The sequence below is a fragment of the Propionispora vibrioides genome, assembly GCF_900110485.1.
Lineage (GTDB): Bacteria > Bacillota > Negativicutes > Propionisporales > Propionisporaceae > Propionispora > Propionispora vibrioides.
In genome coordinates this window covers 15093-40469 of sequence record NZ_FODY01000005.1, presented here as the reverse complement: position 1 = coordinate 40469, position 25377 = coordinate 15093, and the positions used below count along the sequence as shown (strand labels likewise).

22 protein-coding genes and 1 riboswitch are annotated in these 25377 nt (G+C 50.4%); of the genes, 17 read left to right on the top strand and 5 right to left on the bottom strand.

What is annotated here, in order from left to right:
- The first annotated feature begins 454 nt into the window (after window positions 1–454).
- The 7 genes from pheS to BMW43_RS05790 all read left to right on the top strand — a co-directional run bounded on the left by pheS (window position 455) and on the right by BMW43_RS05790 (window position 11140).
- The gene (gene pheS / locus BMW43_RS05820) at window positions 455–1477 is read left to right on the top strand and encodes a phenylalanine--tRNA ligase subunit alpha (protein ID WP_091744734.1); all 1023 of its coding nucleotides are present in this window, start codon (window positions 455–457) and stop codon (window positions 1475–1477) included.
- Between the two features lie 16 nt (window positions 1478–1493).
- Window positions 1494–3938 carry a phenylalanine--tRNA ligase subunit beta gene (pheT, locus tag BMW43_RS05815; protein WP_091744733.1) on the top strand — a complete coding sequence of 815 codons (2445 nt, stop codon included), beginning with the start codon at window positions 1494–1496 and terminating at the stop codon, window positions 3936–3938.
- A gap of 209 nt (window positions 3939–4147) precedes the next feature.
- Complete coding sequence (locus tag BMW43_RS05810) at window positions 4148–4399, top strand: cell division protein ZapA (protein WP_091744731.1); 252 nt, start codon at window positions 4148–4150, stop codon at window positions 4397–4399.
- 83 nt (window positions 4400–4482) lie between these two features.
- Window positions 4483–5172 (top strand): DUF421 domain-containing protein, encoded by a 690-nt coding sequence (locus tag BMW43_RS05805; RefSeq protein ID WP_245732238.1) that lies wholly within the window; start codon window positions 4483–4485, stop codon window positions 5170–5172.
- 99 nt (window positions 5173–5271) lie between these two features.
- Window positions 5272–6186, top strand: a complete 915-nt coding sequence (locus BMW43_RS05800) for a metalloenzyme (protein ID WP_091744729.1) — start codon at window positions 5272–5274, stop codon at window positions 6184–6186.
- Window positions 6183–8684 (top strand): U32 family peptidase, encoded by a 2502-nt coding sequence (locus BMW43_RS05795; RefSeq protein WP_091744727.1) that lies wholly within the window; start codon window positions 6183–6185, stop codon window positions 8682–8684. Before BMW43_RS05800 ends, BMW43_RS05795 begins: the two co-directional genes overlap by 4 nt.
- Before the next feature lie 83 nt (window positions 8685–8767).
- Window positions 8768–11140, top strand: coding sequence for an endonuclease MutS2 (locus BMW43_RS05790; RefSeq protein ID WP_091744725.1), 2373 nt, complete (start codon window positions 8768–8770; stop codon window positions 11138–11140).
- A 108-nt stretch (window positions 11141–11248) separates the two neighbouring features.
- Here the strand turns inward: BMW43_RS05790 and BMW43_RS05785 are convergent, their stop codons facing one another.
- Together BMW43_RS05785 and BMW43_RS05780 are read right to left on the bottom strand one after the other, a co-directional pair.
- Complete coding sequence (locus tag BMW43_RS05785; RefSeq protein ID WP_091744723.1) at window positions 11249–11836, bottom strand: hypothetical protein; 588 nt, start codon at window positions 11834–11836, stop codon at window positions 11249–11251.
- 11 nt (window positions 11837–11847) lie between these two features.
- Window positions 11848–12168, bottom strand: coding sequence for a YbaB/EbfC family nucleoid-associated protein (locus tag BMW43_RS05780; RefSeq protein WP_091744721.1), 321 nt, complete (start codon window positions 12166–12168; stop codon window positions 11848–11850).
- A 148-nt stretch (window positions 12169–12316) separates the two neighbouring features.
- Here BMW43_RS05780 and BMW43_RS05775 point away from each other — a divergent pair, with 148 nt between their 5' ends.
- Window positions 12317–12727 (top strand): hypothetical protein, encoded by a 411-nt coding sequence (locus BMW43_RS05775; protein ID WP_091744719.1) that lies wholly within the window; start codon window positions 12317–12319, stop codon window positions 12725–12727.
- A gap of 391 nt (window positions 12728–13118) precedes the next feature.
- Here BMW43_RS05775 and BMW43_RS05770 read toward each other — a convergent pair whose 3' ends face one another.
- Entirely contained in the window at window positions 13119–15332 is a 2214-nt protein-coding gene (locus BMW43_RS05770) for a transglycosylase domain-containing protein (protein WP_091744717.1), read from the bottom strand.
- Window positions 15333–15890: 558 nt separating this feature from the next.
- Here BMW43_RS05770 and aroH point away from each other — a divergent pair.
- From aroH to BMW43_RS05740, 6 genes are all read left to right on the top strand, one after another.
- Entirely contained in the window at window positions 15891–16250 is a 360-nt protein-coding gene (aroH, locus tag BMW43_RS05765; protein ID WP_091744715.1) for a chorismate mutase, read from the top strand.
- A 48-nt stretch (window positions 16251–16298) separates the two neighbouring features.
- Entirely contained in the window at window positions 16299–17234 is a 936-nt protein-coding gene (locus BMW43_RS05760) for a glycosyltransferase family 2 protein (RefSeq protein WP_091744713.1), read from the top strand.
- Window positions 17235–17327: 93 nt separating this feature from the next.
- Window positions 17328–17457, top strand: a riboswitch (cyclic di-AMP (ydaO/yuaA leader).
- Between the two features lies 1 nt (window position 17458).
- Window positions 17459–18127 (top strand): C40 family peptidase, encoded by a 669-nt coding sequence (locus BMW43_RS05755; protein WP_091744711.1) that lies wholly within the window; start codon window positions 17459–17461, stop codon window positions 18125–18127.
- Window positions 18128–18256: 129 nt separating this feature from the next.
- Window positions 18257–18688, top strand: a complete 432-nt coding sequence (locus tag BMW43_RS05750; RefSeq protein ID WP_091744709.1) for a Fur family transcriptional regulator — start codon at window positions 18257–18259, stop codon at window positions 18686–18688.
- Between the two features lie 4 nt (window positions 18689–18692).
- Window positions 18693–19409, top strand: coding sequence for a metal ABC transporter ATP-binding protein (locus BMW43_RS05745; protein ID WP_091744707.1), 717 nt, complete (start codon window positions 18693–18695; stop codon window positions 19407–19409).
- A 162-nt stretch (window positions 19410–19571) separates the two neighbouring features.
- Window positions 19572–20381 (top strand): metal ABC transporter permease, encoded by an 810-nt coding sequence (locus BMW43_RS05740; RefSeq protein ID WP_091744705.1) that lies wholly within the window; start codon window positions 19572–19574, stop codon window positions 20379–20381.
- Between the two features lie 156 nt (window positions 20382–20537).
- Here the strand turns inward: BMW43_RS05740 and BMW43_RS05735 are convergent, their stop codons facing one another.
- A complete protein-coding gene (locus BMW43_RS05735) occupies window positions 20538–21461 on the bottom strand; it encodes a Na/Pi cotransporter family protein (RefSeq protein WP_091744704.1) in 924 nt (307 codons plus the stop codon).
- 296 nt (window positions 21462–21757) lie between these two features.
- On the opposite strand from BMW43_RS05735, the gene BMW43_RS05730 reads away from it, so the two are divergent.
- From BMW43_RS05730 to sigK, 3 genes are all read left to right on the top strand, one after another.
- Window positions 21758–22324 (top strand): HD domain-containing protein, encoded by a 567-nt coding sequence (locus BMW43_RS05730; protein WP_091745011.1) that lies wholly within the window; start codon window positions 21758–21760, stop codon window positions 22322–22324.
- Between the two features lie 186 nt (window positions 22325–22510).
- Window positions 22511–23128: a spore protease YyaC gene (gene yyaC / locus BMW43_RS05725; RefSeq protein ID WP_091744702.1), complete on the top strand. Its 618-nt coding sequence runs from the start codon at window positions 22511–22513 to the stop codon at window positions 23126–23128.
- 538 nt (window positions 23129–23666) lie between these two features.
- Window positions 23667–24371 (top strand): RNA polymerase sporulation sigma factor SigK, encoded by a 705-nt coding sequence (sigK, locus tag BMW43_RS05720; protein WP_091744700.1) that lies wholly within the window; start codon window positions 23667–23669, stop codon window positions 24369–24371.
- Window positions 24372–24787: 416 nt separating this feature from the next.
- On the opposite strand, the gene BMW43_RS21690 is transcribed toward sigK, so the two are convergent.
- Window positions 24788–25377, bottom strand: a 590-nt coding sequence (locus BMW43_RS21690; RefSeq protein WP_218140613.1) for a collagen-like triple helix repeat-containing protein, incomplete at its 5' end; no start/stop codon positions are given.

Here is a 25377-nt window from a genome sequence, read left to right as displayed (position 1 = left end):
CTCATTAAATCAGCGGTTCCCTTGTAAATTGAGAATCTGTATGCTACAATAGAAAAAAGTCCTGATACCGACATTAAATAGGGAGGGTGTGGTCTAGGTGTTGACCGCCGAATTCTTCTGGAAGTTGTTTGTAACGACCGGTTCTATTGCTGCGTACTTATCTTACCGACAATTGATCATACATTGATGGACTTTAATTGCGATGACGGAAAGAGTATGTCAGGTCTGTTTCATACAGGGAGGAAGCTGCCGTAGATTGAGAGCAGCTCCGGGGCATCTGGCAGAAGTTCGTTCCTGAGTATCCGGGCTGAAGGTGGATTCTGGTAGGCCGGACGTTTCTTCCGCGTTAGGGAAGCAGAGTATAAACTTAGGGTGGTACCGCGGAAGTATGGCTTTCGCCCCTTTTCAGGGGTGGAAGTCTTTTTATTTAGTTTTTTAGTTTAGGAGGATAGTTATGGAAGAGCAATTGGCAGCATTGAGGGAACAGGCGCTTCGTGAACTAAACGAGGCTGAGGGTATCAATGCCCTGAATGAACTAAGAGTTAAATTTTTAGGAAAAAAAGGGAGCTTGACCGGACTTCTGAAAGGCTTGGGCGGCTTGCAGCCGGAAGAGCGGCCTCGCATTGGGCAGCTTGTCAACGATATCAGAGTACAGCTGGAAGCCGGAATTACTACTAAGGGTGAGGAACTAAAGCAGGCAGAACTGGCTAACCGGCTGGCCTCTGAACGGATTGACGTAACTCTGCCGGGGCGTCGCCCGGCGATGGGCACCAAACATCCGCTGACGCTGACGCTGGAACGGATCAAGGAGACCTTCATGCGGATGGGGTTTGACATTGCCGACGGCCCGGAAGTGGAGACCGATTATTATAATTTTGAAGCACTAAACCTGCCGCCGGATCATCCGGCGCGGGATATGCAGGATTCCTTCTATATTACCGAAGATATATTGCTGCGCACCCATACCTCACCGGTGCAGGTTCGCACCATGCAGGCGTCGGATCCGCAAAAACCCATTCGCATCATTGCACCGGGCAAAGTATACCGCCGCGATTATGATGCCACCCATTCACCGATTTTCCATCAGGTGGAAGGACTGGTAGTCGATAAGGGTATCCGTTTTTCCGATCTGAAGGGTACGCTGGAGCTTTTCATTCATGAAATATTCGGCAGCAAGGTGGGCGTTCGTTTCCGGCCCAGCTTTTTCCCGTTTACTGAGCCGAGCGCCGAAGTGGACATTTCCTGTGTAATGTGCGGCGGCAAGGGCTGTCGTGTATGTTCGGGGACCGGCTGGCTGGAAATTCTGGGGTCAGGCATGGTGCATCCCCGTGTGCTGGAGATGAGCCGGTTTGATCCGGAACAGGTCAGTGGTTTTGCTTTTGGCATGGGGGTCGAACGTATTGCTATGCTGGTATACGGCATTGATGACCTACGCTTGTTTTATGATAACGACTTGCGCTTCTTGCGGCAGTTTTAAGAAGGGGGTTTAACATATGCGTGCATCTGTTAAATGGCTTAAAGACTATATTGATTTTAAGGAAACACCGGAAGACCTGGCCGACCTGCTGACTATGGCCGGCGTGCCTGTTGCCACTGTTGAATATTTAGGTAAGAATATTGAAAAAGTAGTAACCGGAAAAATTGTGGCTATTGAGTCGCATCCTAACGCCGATAAGCTGTGCATTTGCAAAATCGATGTTGCCGGCGGTGAGATACTTACCATTGTAACGGGAGCGAAAAATGTCCAACAAAAGGATATTGTGCCTGTGGCGCTGGTGGGAGCCGAATTGCCGAATGGCATGAAAATTAAAGAAAGCAAGCTGCGCGGAGTTATGTCCAGCGGCATGCTGTGCTCGGCGGCCGAACTTAATTTGGACAGCAAGCTGCTGTCGGCGGAAGCTAAAGAGGGTATTTATATTTTACCGTCTGAAACCCCGCTGGGCGTCGATGTCCGGACCGTGCTGGGCCTGGATGACGTGGTGCTGGAGTTTGAGCTTACGGCAAACCGGGCCGACTGTTTCAGTATTCTGGGGTTGGTGCGGGAAATTGCCGTATTGACAAAGAACAGTGTAAAAAAGCCTATGCTGAACGTAAAAGAGGCTGCCGGCGAGAAAGCATCTGCCTTGTTTAAAGTGGACATCCAGGAGCCTTCTCTCTGTTCGCGCTTCACTGCGCGGGTGCTGAAAAATGTCAAGGTCGGCCCTTCCCCGGACTGGCTGAGACACCGGCTGCAGGCGGCGGGCATGCGCTCCATCAATAACGTGGTTGATGTTACCAACTTTGTCATGCTGGAAATGGGGCAGCCCATGCATGCTTACGATTACAATCTGCTGGCCCGCCACACCCTGAGTGTCCGTAAGGCCAATCCCAAAGAGCGGCTGACGACCCTGGACGGCGTGAAGCGGGAACTGACGGAGGATATGCTGGTAATCGCCGATGCCGTACAGGCGGTAGGACTGGCTGGTGTTATGGGCGGTCTGGCAACGGAAGTCTCCGCTAACACCCAAAACATTCTTTTGGAGGCAGCCTCTTTTAACGGTGTCAGCATTCGGCGGACTTCACGCAGTATGGGCCTTCGCTCGGAAGCTTCCGGCCGGTTTGAAAGGGGCGTTGATACGGCCAATATTACCCGGGCGTTGGACCGGGCCGCGCAATTGCTGGAAGATATGGGAGCCTGCCAAGTTTGTACCGGTATAGTAGACCAGTACCCGCAAGTCGTGCTGCCCAAGCAAGTGGTCTTTACCGCCGGACAGATTAATGCCCGTTTGGGAACGGATATTGCCAAGAAGGACATGCTGGAAATCTTAAAACGGCTGGAGTTTGAGATTGATGCTCCCGGCTCGGCCGATGCGGTTACTGTAACCGTGCCGACCTGGCGCAGCGATATTACCAGAGCGGCAGATATTTCGGAAGAAATAGCGCGGATCTACGGCTACGATAGGATTCCCTCGACTACGCCGCACGGCAATATGGTCCGGGGCGGCCAGAGCTATCTGCAGACCATTGCCGATAAAGTGAAGACCACCTTGTCCGGCAGCGGCTTTTCCGAGATTGTCGCGTTTAGCTTCACGCATCCGGGAACGCTGGATAAGCTGAATATTCCGGCTGACAGCACCCTGCGCAAAACAATCGCCATTGTAAATCCGATTACCGATGATTTCCCGCTGCTGCGGACCACTTTGCTGGGCAGCATGCTGGAAACGGTGGCCCGTAATTTATCCCGCAAAAATGAGGATTTACACCTATATGAACTGGGGGCAGTCTATTTGCCGGAAACCCTGCCGCCGACGGCTGGCTCTTTGCCGCAGGAACCGTTGATGCTATGCGGCGCTCTGGTGGGAAATCGCCAGGAGGCGACCTGGAATGTGAAAAAAGAGCCGGTTGATTTTTATGATACTAAAGGTGCCGTCGAGGCATTACTGGATTCTCTGGGGATCGAGAACTATACTATACAGGCCGGCGAACATCCTTCCTTCCATCCGGGGAAAACGGCAATTGTTGTTAAAGATGATACGGTGCTGGGGACAATTGGCGAAGTGCATCCTCAGGTGCTGGACGGCTTTGATATTAACCGTAAGGTATACGCCTTTGAACTGAATGTGGCAGCTATCGCCGATCAGGCTGAACTCTTGACCAAATACCGCTCACTGCCTAAGTTCCCGGCGATCAACCGGGATATTGCCGTCGTTCTACCGGCGGAAATCCCGGTTGACAAGGTATACCGGACAATTATCGATACGGCGGGCGCCCTGCTTACCGGTTTGAAGCTGTTTGATGTGTATACCGGCGAACAGGTGGCTGCCGGCTTGCGCAGCCTGGCATTTTCCCTAACCTTCCGGTCGGCGGAAAAGACGCTTACCGATGAAGAGGTAGAAGGGCCTTACAAAAAGGTTATTGCTGCGCTGGAAAATACGCTGCAGGCAAAAATCCGGAGTTAACTAAACTATTAGGAAAATAAAGCAAGAAAGATCTGGTCAGCCGGCCCGATCTTTCTTGTTTTGCTTTTTCCCGGCAGGATTTAGCTCCTGCAGGTAGAATCTATCATAACAAAGTATTTATGTGAATTCCCTAAAAGCGGGTCTGTTACGCTTAATCGGTGTATATAACATGTAGTTGAAGAACAAACAAGGTAGTTGGTGAAAGAAGCATGAATGATAAAAAATGTAAAGTTACAGTTGAAATATTTGGCGAGTCATATCCGCTTAAGGGCGACGCCGATATGGAGCACATCATAAAAACCGCTGCCCTGGTCGATGAACGTATGCGCAAGGTCGCGCGGACCAACGCCCGTTTATCACCGGCGAAGATTGCCGTGCTGGCGGCACTTAATCTGGCGGATGAATTCATTCGGCTGGAGACAGATTATCAGGAACTGCTGGAGCTGCTGGATAAGAAATAATGTCTGATCATCAGAGCTGTCTAATACTAGCCGGTATAAGCCTTCTTTTATCTGCGAATAATAGCGATAAAAGGGGTGATAACGTGTTTGGTCTTGGTGAGGCAGCTTCGCTAGGTGAAATCGGACGGGTTTTTTTACATATTATTCTTTTCTGTACGGCGGCGCTGATTGTGGTGCGCATTATGGGAAACCGTACGGTAGGGCAGCTTTCTCCTTTTGATTTTGTGATCATGGTAGGCATCGGCGACATTATTGTCAGCGCTGCCATGGATAAAACGCAAACCCTGCTGACTGGGGTGGAAGCACTGCTGGCCCTCCTGCTTTTGCAGCAACTGTTGTCTTACCTGTCGTTAAAGAGTACGCGGCTAAGAACCTGGTTTGAGGGGACGCCGGTGACTTTGATTAAGGACGGCAAAATCATCAAAGAAAACTTTGCCGACACTTATTTTAATTATGACGATTTGCGTCAGGAACTGCACCGGCAGGGCATGGATATTACCGATCTGAAGGATATTAAAACAGGCCGTCTGGAAAGCTGCGGCGTTTTTTCGGTCATAAAGAATCCTGAGGCCGAGCCGGTGTGCCGGCGGGATTTTGATGATTATATTGCCAGTATGTTCGATAATCCGCTAAGTCCCATGGGTGCTCAAATGGTAAAGCTGGAAAAGCTGGCGGAGGATGTGAGCTATATCAGGGAATACTTGCAGCAGCCTCCGGGCCGGTATGATGCGCCGGCTTCTCAGCAGCCGTTAACGGAAAAAGAAATTCATTGAAAAAAGGAGGGGTAACCCCTTCTTTTTTCAATGAATAGCTGGTAAGGTATATACAGATGGGAAACTGCTTTTTATTTACATGGCAGAGCAGGTGGTTTAATGAAAGTATTGCTGGTTTTTGTTGATGGAATCGGTTTGGGAGAAAACCGGTCTGATAAAAATCCCTTTGTAGCCTACCCCGTGCCGTTACTGCAAACCTTGTTCGGCGGTTCGCCAACCCTTGCGCTGGGACCGGTACTATCGGAACATGCCTGTCTGATTCCGACGGATGCCACACTGGGCGTAGCGGGACTGCCGCAGAGCGCGACCGGCCAAACGGCGCTGTTTACCGGTGTGAACGCTCCGGCTGTTATGGGCATGCATGTTCACGCCTTTCCGGGGCCGAAACTGACCGAAATCATTGCCGAACACGGCATCATGAAACGGCTGACAAACCATGGCTATCGGGTTACCTCGGCCAATATGTATACGCCAGACTATATGACCTTGGTGGCTAGCCGCAAACGGCGTCATGCAGCGACTACGCTGACCATTTTGACCGCCGGACAACCGCTGCGGTCACTGGAGGATTTGCTGGCCGGGCGGGCTATTTATCAGGATATTACCAATGAAGCACTGATTCAGGCCGGTTGGCCTGATGTGGTGCCTCTGGCGCCTCGGCTGGCCGGACAACGGTTGGTGGAACTGGCCGATACGCAGGATTTTACTATGTTCGAGTATTTTCAAACCGATCTGTGCGGCCATAAGCAGGACTGGGTTCGGGCCGCACGGATCATGAATATTTTGCAGGAGTTTTTGGCTGGTATTTATGAAGCATTACCGCCGGACATGCTATTTGTGCTGACCAGCGATCATGGCAATTTTGAGGATTTAAGCACGAAAAGGCATACACTGCAGCCGGTGCCGACTGTACTGATTGGCAGGCAGTGCGTCCGGCTGGCCCGGAATATACATTCTTTAGCCGATATCACACCGGTGATTATCTCGGCTTTGGAAACAGATAGAGGGAGATGAATTTTTTGGAACTTTTGGCTCCTGTGGGCAGTTACCCTGCGTTGGTAGCTGCCGTGGAAAGCGGTGCGGATGCCGTATATTTGGCGGGGAAGTCCTTTGGCGCCCGCGCTTATGCCGATAATTTTGGAGAAGAGGAACTGGCGGCCGCAGTGCGTTTTGCCCACTTGCGTGGCGTGCTGGTTTATATAACCGTGAATACGCTGGTAGATACGGCGGAGTTGAAGGAGTTAGCCGCATATCTGCAGCTTTTGGACCGGCTCCAGGTGGACGCCATCATTGTCCAGGACCTGGGCGTGGCGGCGCTGGGCCGGCGGCTTATCCCCCAGGTGCCGCTGCATGCCAGTACCCAGATGACGATTCATAATCTGGCAGGGGTAGAGTATCTGGCGGAACTGGGATTTTCCCGGGCCGTGCTGGCCAGAGAACTGTCCTTGGAGGAAATCCGTCATATTTGCCAGCACTCGCCAATTGAGATAGAGGTATTTGTCCATGGGGCGTTATGTATTTCCTATTCAGGGCAATGTTTGATGAGCAGCATGATCGGCGGCCGCAGCGGCAACCGCGGGCGCTGTGCGCAGCCCTGCCGTCTGCCGTATACCTTGGTTGACCGGGAAGGCAACAATGTACTGGCCGACGCCGATGCCGGCGAATACCTGTTAAGCCCTAAGGATTTTAATACACTGGACGATATGCCGAATTTGATGGACGCCGGCGTAACCTCGTTTAAAATTGAAGGACGCATGAAACGGCCGGAATATGTGGCTGTGGTGGTCGACATATACCGGCGGCGGATACAGTCTTATCTGGAGGGCAATCCGGATGCGTCAGTAGCCGTTCTGCAGCATAAGAATCTGGCCCAAATCTTTAACCGGGATTTTACCACCGCTTATTTACATAAGAAAACAGGCCGGGAGATGATGAGCCACCGGCGTCCCAACAACCGGGGTGTCCGGATCGGACGGGTGCTGGCTTATGACCCGGTCGGCAAAGCGGTTAGATTGAAGCTGGATGAGGAGCTTCATGTCGATGATATTATTGAATTTTGGGTCAAGGTGGGCGGACGGGTCAATACTACCGTAACTGCAATCCGCCTGGAGGGGAGCGAAGTGGCGGCAGCGCCGGCTGGTGCCGAGGTAACCGTGGCAGTGCCGTCGCCGGTTAAAGCCGGTGACCGGGTGTTTAAGATTTTTGATGCCCGGCTGATGGAATATGCCCGCCGGTTTTTTACCGGCGCGGCGCCAGTCAGGCGTATTCCGGTAAAGGTTGTGGTAGAGGTTGCCCAGGGACGGCCGTTGGTCGTTCATATGCAAGACGGTGATGGGTTTACCGGACAGGCTGCCACCCAGTTTATTGCCGAGGCTGCCCGCAACCGGCCCCTGACGGCCGAGACTGTTGCCAAGCAAATCGAACGCCTGGGGACGACCGTGTTTGCCGTCAAACAACTTGAATGCCGGATTGACGGGGCAGTCATGGTTCCCCTGAGTGAAATCAATGATGCCCGGCGACGGGCGGTCGAGGCGCTGGAAGAGGACAGACTGGCCCGGTTCAGCCGCCCGGCGGCGCCGCTCAAGTCGTCCCGGCTCCCCGAACCGGCCAGCATAAAGCCTGTGGCGGGCAAAAAGCCGGAACTGGTGGTTCAGGTGGACACGCTGGAGAAAGTAAAAACAGCTTTGCGGCAGGGTGCCGACCGCATTATGTTTGGCGGGGAAACGTTGAACCATCAGGCGCTCTCACCGGAAGACTACCGAAGAGCCGTCGATCTGGTTCGCTCGGCCGGTAAAAAAATTGTCTTGAGTACGCCGCGGCTGGCAAAGGAGTGGCAGATGCCTAAGCTGCGGCAAGAGCTTGCCCTATTTGAGTCGCTGGCGCCGGATGCTGTGGCCGTTGCCAACCTGGGTATGCTGTATCTGGCCAGGGAGCAGATTTCGCTGCCGCTCCACGGTGATTACCCGCTTAATATTTATAATCTGTATACCATTCAGTTTTTAGCGGCGCAGCAGCTGGCCAGCCTGACTCTTTCCCCCGAACTGACCTTTTCCCAGGTGGAAAAACTGGCCGGCAGCAGTCCTGTCGAGTTGGAATGCCTGGTGCATGGCTATTTGACGTTAATGGTGTCTGAATACTGTGCGGTAGGCAGTTTTTTGGGCCAGCTTCATACAGGCACCTGCCAACAGACTTGTCTAAAGGGACAGTACTGGTTGAAAGACCGCAAGGGAGAACAGTTTCCTCTGGCTACCGATCAGTATTGCCGCATGCATGTGTTAAATGGCAAGGAGCTCAGCATGGTGCCCCATATTGACCGGTTTGCCGAAAGCGGTATCAGCCGGTTGCGCATTGAAGGCAAGTGGGGATCTGACGCTCATTTGGCTGAAGTAGTCCGGCTTTATCGTGAATGTATTGATCTGGGAACGGGAGAGCGCCAGCGGGTGCAGGAAAAGATTAATGCCGCAGAGCATGAAGATATAACGAGAGGCCATTATTTCAGAGGGGTATTGTAACTAATAGCCGGCGGCCTTAAGCCACGGGTTTGGGCGACACGGCATAGGTCGGACCTTTCTGTTTTGAGGAGAACGAACAGAGTATGGTTGAAGCTGTATTACACACATTGGAATTTCATAAAATCATTGAACTTTTGGCTCAACGCACAACCTCGTCGCTGGGCCGTGAATTAGCCGAGGCCTTGAAGCCGGTCAGCGAGGTTGAACTGGTACAGGAGCGTATTGACGAAACGCAGGAAGCCCGCGATATCATGGCCGCCGTACCCAATGTTCCGTTGGGCGGCATTCGGGATATCCGTAAGGTGGTTAAGCGGGCGGAACTGGGAGCAGTGCTGGACCCGTCCGAACTGCTCGGCATTGCCAGCGTATTGTACGCTTCGCGGCGGATGAAGCATTTTTTCCATGACTTACCGGTAGAGACGCCGCTCTTATCGCTTGTAGCGGGCGAAATCGAAGTGTTGCGTCCGATTGAGAATGCCATTGAAAATACGCTCACCGAGCAAGGGCAAATCCGGGACGATGCCAGCGTGGAATTAAAGAATATCCGGCGGGAGATCAGAACGGCGCAAAGCCGGGTGAAGGAAAAGCTGGATCAGATTCTGCGGTCCGGCGAATATCAGAAGTATTTTCAGGATGCACTGGTGACTATCCGCTCCGACCGGTATGTCATCCCGATTAAGCAGGAATACCGCCAGTTTTTCCCCGGCATTGTCCATGACCAGTCGGCTAGCGGCGCCACGGTATTTATTGAACCGATGGCGGTGGTCAATCTGAACAACGACATTAAACAGTGGACGGTGGCCGAAAAAAACGAAGTAGAGCGGATTCTGCAGGCTCTTAGTCTGCAAATTTCCCGGGCGGGGGGAGCTATTACCGCCAATTGTCAGGCGCTGGCCCGGCTGGATTTTGTTTTTGCCAAGGCGCGCCTGAGCTTTGATATGCAGGCGCAGCGGCCTGAAATTAATCAAACCGGTTATGTTAAGCTGCAGCGGGCGCGGCATCCGCTGATTCCGTCCGAGGTGGTTGTCCCTATCGACGTGGAACTGGGCGGTTCGTTCCATACCCTGCTGATTACCGGACCCAATACCGGCGGCAAGACGGTCACCTTAAAAACCGTTGGCCTGTTTGCCCTGATGGTGCAGGCCGGATTATTCATTCCAGCCGCCAGCGGTTCAGTGATTGCTGTTTTTAACAATATTTTCGCCGATATTGGTGATGAGCAAAGCATTGAACAGAGCTTGAGCACTTTTTCCGCTCATATGACTCATCTGGTTAAGATCTTGCAGCAGGTATCGGCCCGGGATTTGGTATTGATCGATGAAATCGGCGCAGGAACCGACCCGGAAGAGGGAGCCGCCCTGGCAATGGCTATTTTGGAGCATTTGCTTGCCAGCGGCGCCAGGACGATTGCCACCACCCATTACAGTGAACTGAAAACCTTTGCTTACAGCCGCGAGGGGATGATCAATGGCAGCGTTGAATTTGATGTGGAGACGTTGAAACCGACCTATCGCCTGCTAGTGGGTGTTCCCGGCAGCAGCAACGCTTTTGCCATTAGCCAGCGCCTGGGCTTGTCCAGCCAATTGATCCGCCGGGCGAAGGAACTGCTGGAAAAGGAGCACGCCGACCTGGAGACGGTGCTGCAGGGCCTGGAAGCGGAAAAGATTGATTATCATAAGCGAAATGAAGAAGTGGCCCGATTGGAAAAGGAAATAGCCCGGCTGAGGGAAGAACTGACCCGGGAGTATGACAACCTGGAGGAAAAGAAGCATAAGGTGCTGCAAAAAGCCCAACAGGAAGCGGCCCTGCTGATCCGGCAGGCAAAGCGCGAGTCCGACGAAGTGATTGCCGAGCTGAAAGCACAGTTTGCCGTAAGGACCGAACGGGATAGGCAGGCGGCGATCACCACGGCAAGAGGCAGGCTGCGGACAGCCGGTGACAGGATCGAAGAGGTGACCGAATCCGAGGCCGATTATCCGGCGCTTTCACCGGAGCAGGTAAAAGCCGGTACCGGTGTCTATGTCACTACCTTAAAACAGCAAGGAACGGTCCTCAGTGTACAGGGCAGTGAGCTGACGGTACAACTGGGCATTATGAAGGTCAATGTGCCGCTTTCCGTTTGCCGTTTGGCCGTTGCCGCTCCGGCGAAAAAGTCCTACTCCGGCTCGTCGCAAACAGCAGGGCGCCGGCTGGACAACAGTGGTGCCAAAGCCGTCAGCCGCCAAATTGATATCCGGGGGACCAATGTGGAAGAGGCGGAGCTCCTCTTGGAAAAATACCTGGATGATGCGATTGTAGCCGGTTTGCAGGAGGTCCTTGTGATTCACGGCAAAGGAACAGGCGCACTGCGCAAAGGGGTCAGAAGTTATCTGAAACACCATTATCATGTCAAGGATATTAGTATTGGAGAACTGAATGAGGGCGGCGACGGTGCTACCGTTGTACGGCTGCTGTAAACAGAGGTGTGCTTGCACACCTCTGTTTTTTGGCGTTTAGATTTAGAATGGAAGGTCTGAAAACACGCCCTAGCGCTTCCGGGGACTTGGCACAAGCCCGGCCGTTGATTAGAAATTGCTTTTCCAGTTTAAGTAACGCCCGGCCGGCCGTTTTTCTCCTTCCTCGCCAGGTTGCTTTTCCACCACCGGCAAGGGTACAGGCTGAGGCGATGGGGTGGCAGGCTGTTCCTGCGAGATGGCGGCGGCTACTTCTTTGGCGACAAACGATTTAGTTTCCGGGGGTTCTTTTTTTTCGTGTTTATCATGACTGCTGTCCTGCAATTTGTCAGTATGGCTGCCGCCCAAGTTGTTGATCAGCCCCAGGATAGCCGACATATTGCCCCCGCCGAGTTTTGCCTTTAACTGGGGATTGTTGAGCAGCGGCAACAGTGACATGAGGAGGTCCGGTGACGGTCCGCTGCCATCACCTTTAGTTAATTCGCCAAGCAGTTTCTGCAGTGGATTTTCGCCTGACGCTGCCGGCATCGACCCTGTGGCGGCGTTACCGGCTCCCTGGCTGCGATTGAGTATGGCGATCAGACATAGTAGCGAGAGTAGGTTGATGGCCGTATCATAATTGGTGCTATTTGCTGTCAGGGTATCCAAGATGCGGGTAACCGATTGTAGCAGGGACCGGTCAGAGGTTTCGTTCGACATATAACCACTCCTTAGATCAGGCCGGGAATTTTAGGGAGGTTTAAGTCGCCGGCGAGCTTATTCATGGCCGATTGGTGCAATTCACGCGATTTATCCAGGGCATTGTTCATAGTGGCGACTAACAGATCCTGGAGCAGGGCGATGCTTTCCGGATTCAAGTATTGCGCGTTTAGTTCAATGGCGAGGATTTCTTGCTGACCGTTGATTACAACTTTTATGACATCGCCGCTGGTGACTTCCAGCCGTTCATTTTTTAACTGTCCCTGAATAGTATCCACATTCTGTTGTAGTTTTTTTACGACATCCATCATATTGCCCAGATTCTCCCACATAATTCCACCTCCGCTATATTTATATGCTAATGTATGCAAAAAGAGTAAAAATGTGCTTCTTTTATTTAATTTAAAAATAAAGAGGCAGATGCCATACCTCGCACATATATTATATTAGCCAGTTTTAAATTCTTAGGAGGTGGGCTTCATGCGCCTGCGGCGACGGCATAGAAGAAATCAATTGCGTGAGTCCAAGGCGACAGTGTTGCCTGATGAAAATATAACCATAAATAGCGAGCCGGCGGAAGTGTCGGTTGACAGCAGGGAGAGCGAACCGGTCAAGTCGATCGCGCCGGAACAGGTAACTGTGGAAACGCCATACCAGCCTGGGCCGGGCAACTTTTTGCGGCGGATTATTAACAATCCTAATTTCAGTTTTCAGGCCGTTATCATCCTATTAACCTTATTTTCCGATAATTTTCCTATGGAGCGTCATCTGAACGGCATTACCACCACGGTGGATAAAATCCGCAATGTAACCGAGGTCGTCAATAGTACCATGCAGTCCCTCAAGGTTGCCTCCGAGGCGCCGCGGCATATTAGAAAAATGCTGGAATGAGCGGGCGTGAATTTTATTTTAGTAACATATAAGCTGGCAAAACCATATTATGAAATAAAGGATGAGGTCAACTGCTGGTACAGACTTTCCGGCAGGACTTCATTGGTTAATTGAGGGAGGGAATCGAATGGCAAGAAATTGTGGCGGTTTTGGCGGCGGCGGCTTTGGCTCCTGGTGGATTATCATTATTATTATTTTGCTGTTCTTCTTTGCGGTAGATGACGGTCCGTTTATTTAAAAAAGGTATTTGCGTAACAGGGAAAACCGGCTATGGCGTTGACTTATATAGCTAGTTGCCAAGCCGGAGAAGCTCACTTCATTATATGCGGAAAAATAAAAAAAACGCGCGGAAAGCGCGTTTTTTTCGTAACCGGGGAAAGGAACGGTGCTTTTAGTTCTTTTTCGGTTTTTCCGGCAGTCCTTCCGGCACTGGTGGGAGGGTGGCACTGCCGCTCTTATCGGCGCTGTCCTGCTTAGGAGGCGGCGGCAAGGTTTTTCCCTCGCTATGAGGTGCCTCAGTGGTAGCTTCGCCGGAGTTTCCGGTCTTGTCTTTATCTTTCTCCGCTTCTTTAGTTTTGTCTTTATCCTGCAGATTTTCGGTAGCGGTGCTTTGTTTATTCGGTTGGGTGCCTTCGATGAAGATTTCACTTTTAGCGTCTTTGTTATTGGGATCGGTCACCAGCAGTCCGTCCTGGGTGGAAACGGTGGCTGAAACAATCCCGCCGGGACGGGGGAAATCACGGACCGGCATACCGTCCACCGCCTTAGCCATGAAGGAATGCCAGATCCTGGCGGGCGTGGCACCGCCGGTAATTCCGTTCAAATAGCCGTCATTGTCGTTGCCCATCCATACGGCAGCTACCAGGTCTGGAGTATAGCCGACAAACCAGGCGTCTTTATAGTCGTTGGTGGTACCGGTTTTCCCGGCAGCCGGCCGGCCGATATTGGCTGCCGTACCGGTGCCGCGCAAGAGGACACCCTTTAAGATATCCGTCAGAAGATAGGCGCTTTTTTCGTTTATCACCGCTTTTTCCTGAGGCGTGTATTCTTCCAGCACCTTGCCGGTGCGGTCAACTACCTTAATGATGGCAACCGGTGTGGCCCGTACGCCCTGATTGGCCAATACGCCGTAGGCGCTGGCAATTTCCAGCGGAGTTACGCCACGGGTCAGGCCGCCAAGCGATGCGGCCAGATTGCGGTCATTGGTACCGCCGTTCAATACCAGCGTGGAGATTCCCATCTGCTGTGCATAATATAAAGCCTTGTCAATGCCGACTTGATTGGCCAGCTTGACGGTAGGCACGTTCAGAGACTGTTCGAGGGCGGTACGCAGCGATACTTTCCCCCGGAAATCCCCGTCATAGTTGCTGGGTGACCAGTTGTTAAAGGTGATGGGACTGTCTTCAATAATCGTGGAAGTGGTCATGCCGCTCTCAATGGCCGCCAAATAAACAAAAGGTTTGAAAGCCGAGCCAGGCTGCCTTTCGGCCATAATGGCCCGGTTGAACTGATCGTTGCCTCTGCCGCCGACCATAGCTTTAATATAGCCGGTGTGAGGGTCCAGGGCGACCAGGGCTCCCTGGGGCTGTTGAATGCCGTTGCTGTCGGTGCGGACGGTAGGAAGCTGCTTCATCGCCGCTTCCGCTGCGGTCTGCATGTCAAGGTCCAGGGTAGTATATATTTTTAAGCCGTCTTTATACACCGCATTGGCACCATATTTATCAATGAGCTGCTGCAAAACATAATCAACAAAATAAGGCGCCGTATCGGACATGTTGTTTTGCGCGGCATGAGAGTTGAGCACAAGCTTTTCTTTTTGCGTTTTGGCGGCCGTGGCGTTGTCAATATAGCCGTATTTGACCATTTGCTCCAGCACGGTGGCCTGCCGCTCGGTGGCGGCTTTCAGGTTGTTAAGCGGTGAGTAATAGTTAGGGCTCTTGGGAATGCCTGCCAGCATGGCACATTCGGCCAAGGTCAGATCTTCCACATTTTTCCCGAAATATACCTGGGCGGCCGATTGTACGCCGTAAGCACCCTGGCCAAAATAAATATGATTCAGGTACATTTCCAGAATTTCGGTTTTGGTATATTGCTGTTCAATTTGCAGGGCCAAAAAGGCCTCTTGGATTTTTCGCTTAATAGTCTGCTCCTGGGTCAGCAGGGCATTTTTCGCCAACTGCTGGGTAATAGTGCTGCCGCCCTCGGAGACACCGCGATTGGTAATATTGGCCCAGACGGCGCGTAAAATCCCCTTGGGATCGACGCCGATATGCTGGTAAAAGCGGGCATCTTCGGTGGCAATGAAAGCGTTTTGCAGATCTTTGGGTATTTTATTGATGGAAACAGGAAGCCGGTTTTCGGCCGAATGGATAGTGGCAATCGGTTTGCCATGAATATCAAATACCTGGGAAGAGGCCGCCGGACGGATATCGCCTTTTAGTCCCGGCATAGTCTGAATGCTGGCCGTTAAAAAGCCGATGCCGGCACCGGCAATGATAACGATAAACACAATGATGGCAATGACAGTCAGTTTTGAAAAGAACTTTGGTGAAGAACGCTGGTTTTTTTTATTTTTATTCTTATTGTTAGCTTCGTCGTCATACATGCTGAGTGTGACAACCTCCTTCAAATACAATCACCGCATAGTTTTATACCCCAATTATTATAACATAAATCATTGGAAAACATATAAGATTTAATTTGCTGTTATGCTAGTGCTCTGACCGGATTAAAATGTAAGGTTAGATTGCGGAGATTTTTTCGCACTGCGAGGCGGAGGAGCCTTACATATCGAACATATGTAAGGCGACGACAACGGCACAGGGCGGAAAAGTCTGCGTAAGATAGCCAAATTTTTGATCCGGTCAGAGCACTGGGGTATGTTTAGCGGCTAGCCGGGCAAGATAATAGGTGATGTTTAAGGAGCGGCTGACTTATTCGTACGCCATGTTCCGGCGGAGCTTTTTCTGCCTGGCGTTGTCAGTAAACCTTAAAATAGCCCAACTGTTTTTGTGATTTATGTTCTTGTCAGATGAAAAAATCTCGCCAGGCTTATTAAATCAGCGTTTCTTTAAGGAAAACAAGAGGATTTGCCGGACGAATGCCGAAATAAAGTATATTCCTAATTAAATAAATGTAATGTTGTGGAAGGGGTTGTACATCTTTGTTGCGTGGCGTCAGGGGAGCTACTACAGTGGAGAGAAACGAACGGGAGGAGATTTTTGCGAATGTCGCAGAACTGCTCGCGCTTATTGTGGAGGAAAATAAAATTGATATAGAAGATATCGGTGCGGTTATCTTCAGTTCTACCCCGGATATCAACGCCGCTTTTCCGGCGGCCGGTGCCAGGGCAATGGGCTGGTCCGAAGTTCCGCTGTTCGGGACGCTGGAAATTGATAATCCGGAAGGGGTGGCGCGCTGTATCCGGGTGCTGATTTTGTGGAATACCGAAGTGCCGCAAAAAGAAATCAAGCACCTGTATTTAAAAGGCGCTTCGGTGCTTAGACAGGATTTAAAGAATTAGTTTGTATAAAGAAGTTATTTTGCGGATGAAATGCAGGGTGATATGGTCATGGCTTTGTTGTCGGTGGTGGTGCCGGTTTTTAATGAAGAAGACAATATAGAGATTTTTTATGATACGGTATGTGAAGTATTGACGCCACTAAGCTATGATTTCGAACTGATCTTTGTGGATGACGGTTCAACCGACAGGACGCCGCTATTGCTGGATGTATTAACTCAGCGGGACGGGCGGGTCCGGGCTCTTCTGCTGGCTCGCAACTTTGGACACCAGGTAGCGTTGACCTGCGGGCTTGACCATGCTGCAGGCGACGCCGTAATTACCATGGATGGCGATATGCAGCATCCGCCGGAGCTATTGCCGCTGTTGATCGGCAAGTGGGAAGAGGGGGTTCAGGTCGTCCAAACCATCCGGAAAACGACGGAGGGGGTTCCCTGGTTTAAGAACTTTACCTCAGGAATGTTTTACAAGCTGATGAACGCTATGTCCAAGGTGCATGTCCAGGAGGGCGGTTCGGATTTTCGCCTGATGGATAAACAAGTAGTGGCAAGTTTCCGGCGTTTCCGGGAAAGGGCCCGTTTTATCCGGGGGATGGTCGGCGCCATCGGCTACAGGCAGGTGCAGATTGAGTTTATCGCGCCAAAACGGTTTGCCGGCAAATCCAAATTCTCGGTGCGGCGAATGATGCATTTTGCGTTGGACGGCATCACGGCCTATTCCAAACTGCCGTTGCGGATGGCTTTTTATATTGGTATAGTATTTTCCTTTATTAGTTTTTGCATTGCGGTACATGTCATCTATATTAAGGTTTTTACCAACGAGGCGGTGCCAGGCTGGAGTACGGCCACAGCCAGCGTGTCTTTGCTGGGCGGGATACAACTGCTGGGGCTGGGTATCATCGGTGAATATGTAGGACGGATTTTTGAAGAAGTAAAGCAGCGTCCTTTGTATTGGCTCCGGGCTGAACTGCCGGAAAAGAAAAAGTAAGCGGCCGGTCCTTTGAAAAAAATATATTTTTGTAGGAATATTACGCATTTTTTGGCAGGAGTTTATGTAAAAATATTGAATATTTGTTCTTTGTGAGCGATAAAGCCGAATCCAGCTCAGGTACGGGGGAACCGTTTGTAAGGGGTGAAACTCATTTTTTTGAGTAGGGAGAACCTCAACCCTAACCCGTCAGCTAACCTCGGAGGCTGTGAGAGGAGCCGTACATGGGTAAAGTGTCTCGTTTTTTTGTGTTTTTTGTGTTGGCGTTTTGCATGTTTTCTGTTACCTGTGCTGCCGCGGCGTTTGAAAAAGGTGATACCGGACCGGAGGTTGCCGCCATTCAGTCAAAGCTGAACGACTTTGGCTATAATGCCGGCGAAGCGGATGGGAGTTTTGGTTCCCGAACGGTGGGTGCCGTGATGGCTTTCCAACGTGACCACGGATTGGAAGCGGATGGTGTCGTCGGGTATCAAACCTACCGTCTTCTGATGGGCCGTGAGATTCCGGTAAGCCGCGATGGGTCAAGTGTTATGGCACGGCGAATTATCCAAAATGCCCTGAGTTATGCAGGGGTTCCGTACCAGTTTGGAGGAACCAGCCCTGGCGGGTTCGATTGTTCCGGTTATGTCCAGTTTGTCTTTGCTCAAAGCGGTGTATATCTGCCGCGGACAGCCGATGATGACTTCGGCATGGGACAGGCTGTTTCCTATAGCCGGTTGCAGCCAGGCGATCTGGTATTTTTTTCTACATACGCTCCGGGACCTTCTCACGTGGGTATTTACTTGGGGAATGGCACTTTTATCAGTGCGACGTCCAGCCGTGGCGTAGTCACTGACCAACTAGGCAGCGGTTATTGGGGAGCCCGCTATATCGGAGCTCGCCGCATAGTATAATTATCGTTTGGGGGAGGCTGCGGCTTCCCCATTATTTTTTCAGCTATACGATGATTTGTCGAAAGCGCCTGGCGATGGCCGGAGCTTTTCTTATATATTTATTTTTATGAAGAAAGAATGAGGCAATAAATGGAAAATATAGTAATAAGACTTAAGGAGCAGGGGTGCCGGCTAACCCCGCAGCGCCGGGCTGTTATCAAGCAGGTTTATGAGTCGACGGAGCCGCTTACGGTAACCAGCATCTGGCACAGTGTTCGCGAGGCTTATCCGAACATCAGCCTGGATACGGTATACCGTAATGTCAGTGTCCTGGTTGAGTTAGGTGTGCTCATTCCCATCAAAAGCACAGGTAAAGAGGGTGTCCGTTATGAGCTTGCCGCCGCTGATCACCACCATCATCATGTGGTGTGCGTAAAATGCGGTCAGGCGGTTTGTATCGATTTTTGCCCGGTCAATCAGCATTTGTTGGAACTCTTGCACGGCCACGGCTATGAACTGGTGCGGCATACGGTGGAACTGTTTGGAATTTGTGCGGATTGCAGACTGACGGTAAAGGAGTAGCGGAATGTGTGAAGTTTGTTTGAACAATATTACTTTTGCTTACGGCAGTGAGCCGGTATTGGAGAATATTTCACTGCAGGTAGCGGCAAAGGATTTTCTGATGATTTTTGGACCTAACGGAGCAGGTAAAAGTACCGTTCTGAAAATTATCGCCGGTATTTTAACGCCTGACCGGGGTGAGGTGCTGATTAACGGGCAGGTGGCCAAAGCGGCGCGGCTAGGCGGTTTGGTTAGTTATGTACCGCAAAATTATGGAAAAAACACAGCTGATTTTCCGATTACGGTCAGTGAGGTTGTCGAACTGGGCTTGATTGCGGGAACCCGGCAGAAAAGACAGCCGAAAAAAGTGGTTAAACATATTGTGGAACATATGCTTGAACTGGTGCAGGCCAGTGATTTGCGTGATCGCCGCATTGGTGAGTTGTCCGGCGGCCAGCAGCAAAGGGTAATGGTGGCTATGGCGTTGGCCGGCAACCCCGGCCTGCTTCTTTTAGATGAACCTACCAGTGGGATTGACTATGCCGCCAGTCAGCGAATTTATGAATTATTGGGGACATTGAACAAGAACTTGGGCATCACCGTGATCATGGTGTCCCATGATATTGAAAAGGCGGCGGCCTGGGCAACCAATGTGGCTTGTATCAACCGGGGCTTATGCTTTTTGGGCAACAGCCAGGAATTTCGTGCCACCCATTCCCAAGGACGCCATATGTGGTATTGATCTTACATACATGGATAATCTTGTAACTTTTTCCACCCGCTTTGTTGTCGTCACCTTACCTATGTCCGATAGGCACGGCTCCTCCGCCTGGTGGGACAAAAAATCCGTACAAGTTTATCCTATGTTTTAAATGACGCAAGGTACAGTAAAGAGGTGAAAGGTTTGGAATTTTTTCAATATGATTTTATGCAGCGGGCGCTGGCGGCAGGGTTGATTACCGCTTTTTTGTGCCCGCTGATCGGTATTTTTGTTGTAGTCCGCCGGCAGTCGCTGATCGGTGACGGCCTGGGGCATATTGCCTTTGCCGGAGTTGCCGCCGGGCATTTGGCCGGCATCTATCCCATGGCCGGGGCATTGCTCCTGACGCTTGGCGGAGCGGTCGGCATTGAATTGACCAGACGCCGGCACGCCCAGTATTCCGACATGGGGTTAGCCATTATTTTTTATGCCGGTGTAGCTATGGCCATTATTTTCAGTACTATGACGAAGATGCCCAGCTCGGGCTTACTAAGCTTTCTGTTTGGCAGCATTGTCACGGTTTCTCTGCAGGACGTCGGCTTAATTGCGGCGGCCGGTCTGCTGGTGAGCGGTATTTTATTTGTTTGGCACAAGCCTTTGCTGCTGTCTTCGTTTAATGAGGACATTGCCAATGTCAGTGGGATTGATACCGGTCGGGTCAATATGATTTTTAGCATCCTGACGGCCTTGGTTGTCGTAGTCGGTATGACGATTGTCGGCATTTTGCTGGTCAGCGCCCTGATGATTGTACCGGTGGCGGCAGCACATTCCCTGCGGCTCGGCTTTAAAGCAACGTTGGGCTGGGCGGTTGGCTTTTCTGTCCTGTCGGTTACGGCCGGCCTGCTTTCTTCTTTCTATCTGGATATTGCTCCCGGCGGAACCATAGTCATGACTGCGATTATTCTGTACGTCCTGATAGCGGTGGTGCAGACCTGGCGTGAAAATAAAGCATAGTCCATTGCCCGGGGAACCACTGATTTATTCACACTGCGTATCCGTCTGGCTGCGTCAGCAAAATCTTGAATAGGGACCGCTATTCCTACGGTTTTACTTCCTTGCCAGCCCCAAAATCTCTCGCCGGGCCGACAAGCTCATTAAATCAACGGTTTCTTATTTTTCCGGGACCAGCCAGATAATCAGGCGGGCATATTGTCTGGTAAAAGGCAGTACGGCAACCGAAGAAGCAATATTAAAAATCGTATGGATACAGGCGATTTGGGTGCTGAAATCATTGCTGCAGGCTTTGGCCGTCCAAGTGAGTAAGGGGGTAAACGGCAAGGCAATAAGGGCGCCCAACACGTTTAACAGCAGGTGGGCGACAGCCACCCGTCTGCCCGCCAGCGGCGAGGCGGCCCCTACTAAGAGTGAAGACAGGCAAGAACCGATATTGTTGCCATAGATAATGTAAGCCGCTGTTTCCAGGGAGAGAAAGCCTTCGCTTGCCAGCACCATCAATACGCCAGTAGCGGCGCTGCTTGACTGAAAAAGCACGGTAATCAGAATACCGCCGACAATTCCATAAAAGGGATTATCCCTGGCGGCCGCCAGGCATTGTAAAATCGCACTGTATTGTGCTAGATTTCCTAAGGCGCCGGATAAATAGTCCAGTCCGGCAAACAGGCTTAAGATGCCCGCCAGAAACATAGCCGGATAGCGCAGCTTTTTGCATAGCAACAGGATCAGCAGGGATGCCGCTAAGCAAGGCATGGCATAGGTGCCGGAAACACTCAGTGTCATCAGTTGTACGGTCGTGCAGGTGCCGATATTAGCGCCCAGAATAATTCCTAGCGACTGGTAAAAGGACAAATAGTTTGCGCTCACCAGGCCAATGGTTATCATGGTTAAGGCGCTGCTGCTCTGCATCAGGGCGGCGGCGGCTGTGCCGAACAGCAGGCCGCGCCAGGGAGTAACGGTCAGTTTATATAACAGACGCTGTATACGGTGTAAAAGGAAGTGCCGGAGGCTTGCCCGCATGAGAAAGATGCCGCCAAGCATCAGACCGACTCCAGCTATAACAGAAATCAGGCTATCCATGCCATCCCTCCCGCTAGTCTTTCTGTTTACACTGTATGAGCCTATTGTCTGGAATATAAATATAAAGCCGGTCCGACTTTAGATAAAAATTGGTAAGTTTATTAGGGGGCGTTTTCAAACTAGCTCAATAGTTCATGGCGAGTGCTTTTTGCGCCGGCCAAAGTAATTTTTTGAGAGAATAATGTCTCTTAAATTTAACGAAATATGGCACAGCAAGCACTGTTGCGAGATGTTGCGGATAGTTTGAAAACACGTTCTTGACTTTACTATATATTTTAAGAAGGATGTGAATGCATATGGATATTTCAAGAGAAAAAGCCTGGGAAACACTGAATCGCCATGTAGCAAGCCCTGTCTTGCTGAAGCACTGTCTGGCGGTGGAAGTGGCCATGCGAGCCTATGCCGAAAAGTTCGGCGAAGACAGTGAATATTGGGGAGCTGTCGGCTTATTGCATGATGTTGATTTTGAAAAGTACCCCGACGAGCATCCGACACATGCCAGAGAAATCCTACAGGAGCACGGATATGACGCCGAAATGGCCACTCATGTGGAATCTCATGCCAGAGACTGGCCTGGTGAGCGGACGCTGCTGCAGAAAACTCTGTTGGCCGTTGATGAACTAACCGGCTTTATCATTGCCTGCGCTTTGGTGCGGCCCGATAAGAGCCTGGATAATCTGGAAGTCAAGTCGGTTATGAAGAAGATGAAGGATAAGGCGTTTGCCAAAGCGGTAAACCGGGAAACCATTCTGATCAGTGCCGCTGATATGGGAGTCGACCTAAAAGAACACATTGCTTTTGTTACCGGGGCGTTAGCGGCGGCGGTAAAGCAACCGGAATATCAATATCTGGCGCTTGGCTAAAAAAACAACCAGACAGTTTTCTGTCTGGTTGTTTTTTTGGGGGATGCCAAACTATCAGAACGTTCATAGCAAGCGCTTTTTGCAAAATACCGCTGTCGTTTGGCTTAAGTCTGCTGTTTTAAGATATATTAGCCGCTAAGGTGACATATAAATTAGTATGACGTTATTATTAAGGAGAAAAGAAAAATGCAACATAACGGAAATAAACTGATTGCTAATTTATATGATGCAGAAGCGCCGGAAAAGATCCGGCGGCAGGTGATCGGGTTGCTGCGGCGGCAGTTTACGTTCACCGTCAGGCCGGTTGTCGTATTATGTATTGGGTCGGACCGTTACACCGGTGACGTGCTAGGTCCTTTAACCGGTACATTTCTGGAAGAAACTACAGGGTATCCTATTTTCGGCACGATGGACAATCCGGTGCATGCCGGTAATTTGCAGGATGCGATTCAAGAGATATACCGGCAATATGACGATCCGGTCATTGTCGCCGTGGATGCCTGCCTGGGAACCGCAGCGGAAGTGGGGAATATCGAGGTATGGGAAGGCGGCATCCAAGCCGGTAGTGCCGTTGGTAAACGACTGCCCTGTATTGGCCATATTTCACTTGCCGGTGTGGTAAACAGTGAGGGGATTATTGGTGCAGTCAGCTTACAGAGCACGTCCCTATCGTTGGTTATGAAAATCAGCAAAGTGATCAGCGTTGCCCTGCAGGCGGCACTATATAATATAGCCGGAACTTTGCCGGCCGACAAGGCTTTAATCGGGGAAGATCTGGTCCCAGAGCATGTAGATTCCGATTAAAACAATAAGAAAAATAATGCCTATATCGCCAATATATTCGGTCATTGTCTTTCACCATCCTATTCTATAGAGAAGTATAGCCTAAAGCCGGGGAGAACTCAAATATTTCTTTGTTTTGGTGAGACGGCTAGGGCGTGTTTTTAAACTGACAGAATGATCCGTGGCGCGTAATTTTTGCGCCAGGCGAGTCAAGAAAACACCAATTTATTCACACTGTGCATTCTGGCGGAACTTTCTCTGTCTGGCTGCGTTAGCAAAATCTTAGAATAGCCCAACGATCCTCTAATTTTACTTCCGTGCCAGCCGAAAAAATCTCTCGCCAGGCCTGCAGGCTCATTAAATCAATAAACTTTTACAGGAATAGTAGCCCCTATTTCAAAGATTTAACGAAATATGGCATAAAAAGTGCTATCAGGGGCTGTTTCGGATAGTTTGAAAAAACGCCCTGAATTTACCAAAAAGATGTAAACCGCTGACAGGCACAAACCCCGTGTTCTCTCCATAGAATGAATAGACAGATTTGACGGGGGGGATCGGTTTGTTGTCTGTTTTAGCTATTTTTGCTACAGCAGTGGTTCAGGGAATTGCATTGTTGGTTTCCTACATAACGAACAATACGTTTCCTTTGCCTCTTTCCGAGAAAGATGAACAACTGTATTTGGAGAAGCTCAAAGCCGGTGATGAAAAGGCCAAGGGTGTGTTGATTGAACACAATCTGCGCCTGGTCGCGCATATTGTAAAGAAATTTGACAATACCGGTGAAGACGTGGACGACTTGATATCCATCGGAACCATTGGCCTGATCAAGGCCATCAATACCTTTGATCCCGCTAAGAAAATCAGGCTGGCCACCTACGCGGCCCGGTGCATTGAAAATGAAATCCTGATGCATCTGCGGAGTACGCGTCGGGTACGGTCCGAGGTCAGCCTGTACGATCCGATCGGAGTGGATAAAGAGGGGAATGAGATAACGCTGATCGACGTGTTGGGGACGGCGCCCGATGTAGTGGGGGAAGCTGTGGAAAACCAGTGCGAACAGGAACGGCTTAGCAAGCAGATCAACCGTCTGAGTACCAGGGAGAAGTGGGTGCTGCAGATGCGTTTCGGCATGCCGGACGGCAGCCGGAAAACACAACGTGACATTGCCAAATTGTTAGGGATATCCCGGTCTTACGTGTCAAGAATTGAAAAGAGAGCGATCGGTAAACTGGGGAAAAATCTTTCGGCAGAGGATAATCAATAAAGATATTGTATTATATCTAAATAATTTCTTAGCTGATATGTACACGACACCATACTATTGTCTATATAAAGCGGTCAGGGTTTAATTTAATTCAATCTCCCCAAATGTGTCAGCATGAAAAAGGCATAGGTTCACGGACTAATCATAGTCCAGAACCTATGCCTTTTTTATTTCCCCGTTTGATGGTTTTCGGTAAGCTCCTTAAAGCGAATATATCTTATCCAAAATCTCTATATTGAGAGTAACTTAACTGTCTCCCACGAAACCAATTAATATTCATATTAATCTCATTTATACTCATAGTTTCGGAGAAATGACAAAGCAAGAAAGACGTCAATAACCGCGCCGGGATCTCATAATTGACAATATACTTAACGATTTTATTTTAGTTTTTCCTCATTAACATTGAAAATTATTTAATTACTTAATTGAATGATAGTTAAAGAGCGATTCATATAACCTAAAATAGGAAAATCCGTACTAATACTTGCGCCTACTTCGTCTCCTGCTGTTAAGGAGGCCTGAGCGACAAACGTTGAACTACTTCTATTAGATATCTTAAAGAAAGTAGTAGTATCACCAAAAAGCGGTGTACCATTGACAGTAATAATAGCATTTAGATAGGGTTGATCTGGATCTGGATCTGGATCAGTAGTGGCTTCCGCATTAATAGATACCGTTATTTGATAAATTCCACTTTCTCCTACCACTAATTCATTGCCTGACAGACTAACTGTGATAGTATCTGATAAAGGTCCAACCACGTTAAATGGTACGGATGTGAGTGTTGCCCCTGGTGTCTCTACACTACTCCCTCTTAAAGATCCAAAAGCCAAAACGACTTCTCCAGTAACGCCTGTAGCACCAGTCACCCCGGTAACGCCTGTAGCGCCTGTCGCTCCAATAGCGCCCGGATCACCGGTAGCTCCGGTAACCCCCGTGGCTCCGGTAATGCCAGTGGCGCCCGGATCACCGGTAGCACCAGTCACTCCGGTAGCTCCGGTAA

Coding starts and splice junctions, on each gene's coding strand:
- pheS (WP_091744734.1), top strand. CDS start 455: ATGGAAGAGCAATTGGCAGCATTGAGGGAACAGGCGCTTCGTGAACTA.
- pheT (WP_091744733.1), top strand. CDS start 1,494: ATGCGTGCATCTGTTAAATGGCTTAAAGACTATATTGATTTTAAGGAA.
- BMW43_RS05810 (WP_091744731.1), top strand. CDS start 4,148: ATGAATGATAAAAAATGTAAAGTTACAGTTGAAATATTTGGCGAGTCA.
- BMW43_RS05800 (WP_091744729.1), top strand. CDS start 5,272: ATGAAAGTATTGCTGGTTTTTGTTGATGGAATCGGTTTGGGAGAAAAC.
- BMW43_RS05795 (WP_091744727.1), top strand. CDS start 6,183: ATGAATTTTTTGGAACTTTTGGCTCCTGTGGGCAGTTACCCTGCGTTG.
- BMW43_RS05790 (WP_091744725.1), top strand. CDS start 8,768: ATGGTTGAAGCTGTATTACACACATTGGAATTTCATAAAATCATTGAA.
- BMW43_RS05785 (WP_091744723.1), bottom strand. CDS start 11,836: ATGTCGAACGAAACCTCTGACCGGTCCCTGCTACAATCGGTTACCCGC.
- BMW43_RS05780 (WP_091744721.1), bottom strand. CDS start 12,168: ATGTGGGAGAATCTGGGCAATATGATGGATGTCGTAAAAAAACTACAA.
- BMW43_RS05775 (WP_091744719.1), top strand. CDS start 12,317: ATGCGCCTGCGGCGACGGCATAGAAGAAATCAATTGCGTGAGTCCAAG.
- BMW43_RS05770 (WP_091744717.1), bottom strand. CDS start 15,332: ATGTATGACGACGAAGCTAACAATAAGAATAAAAATAAAAAAAACCAG.
- BMW43_RS05760 (WP_091744713.1), top strand. CDS start 16,299: ATGGCTTTGTTGTCGGTGGTGGTGCCGGTTTTTAATGAAGAAGACAAT.
- BMW43_RS05755 (WP_091744711.1), top strand. CDS start 17,459: ATGGGTAAAGTGTCTCGTTTTTTTGTGTTTTTTGTGTTGGCGTTTTGC.
- BMW43_RS05750 (WP_091744709.1), top strand. CDS start 18,257: ATGGAAAATATAGTAATAAGACTTAAGGAGCAGGGGTGCCGGCTAACC.
- BMW43_RS05745 (WP_091744707.1), top strand. CDS start 18,693: ATGTGTGAAGTTTGTTTGAACAATATTACTTTTGCTTACGGCAGTGAG.
- BMW43_RS05735 (WP_091744704.1), bottom strand. CDS start 21,461: ATGGATAGCCTGATTTCTGTTATAGCTGGAGTCGGTCTGATGCTTGGC.
- BMW43_RS05730 (WP_091745011.1), top strand. CDS start 21,758: ATGGATATTTCAAGAGAAAAAGCCTGGGAAACACTGAATCGCCATGTA.
- yyaC (WP_091744702.1), top strand. CDS start 22,511: ATGCAACATAACGGAAATAAACTGATTGCTAATTTATATGATGCAGAA.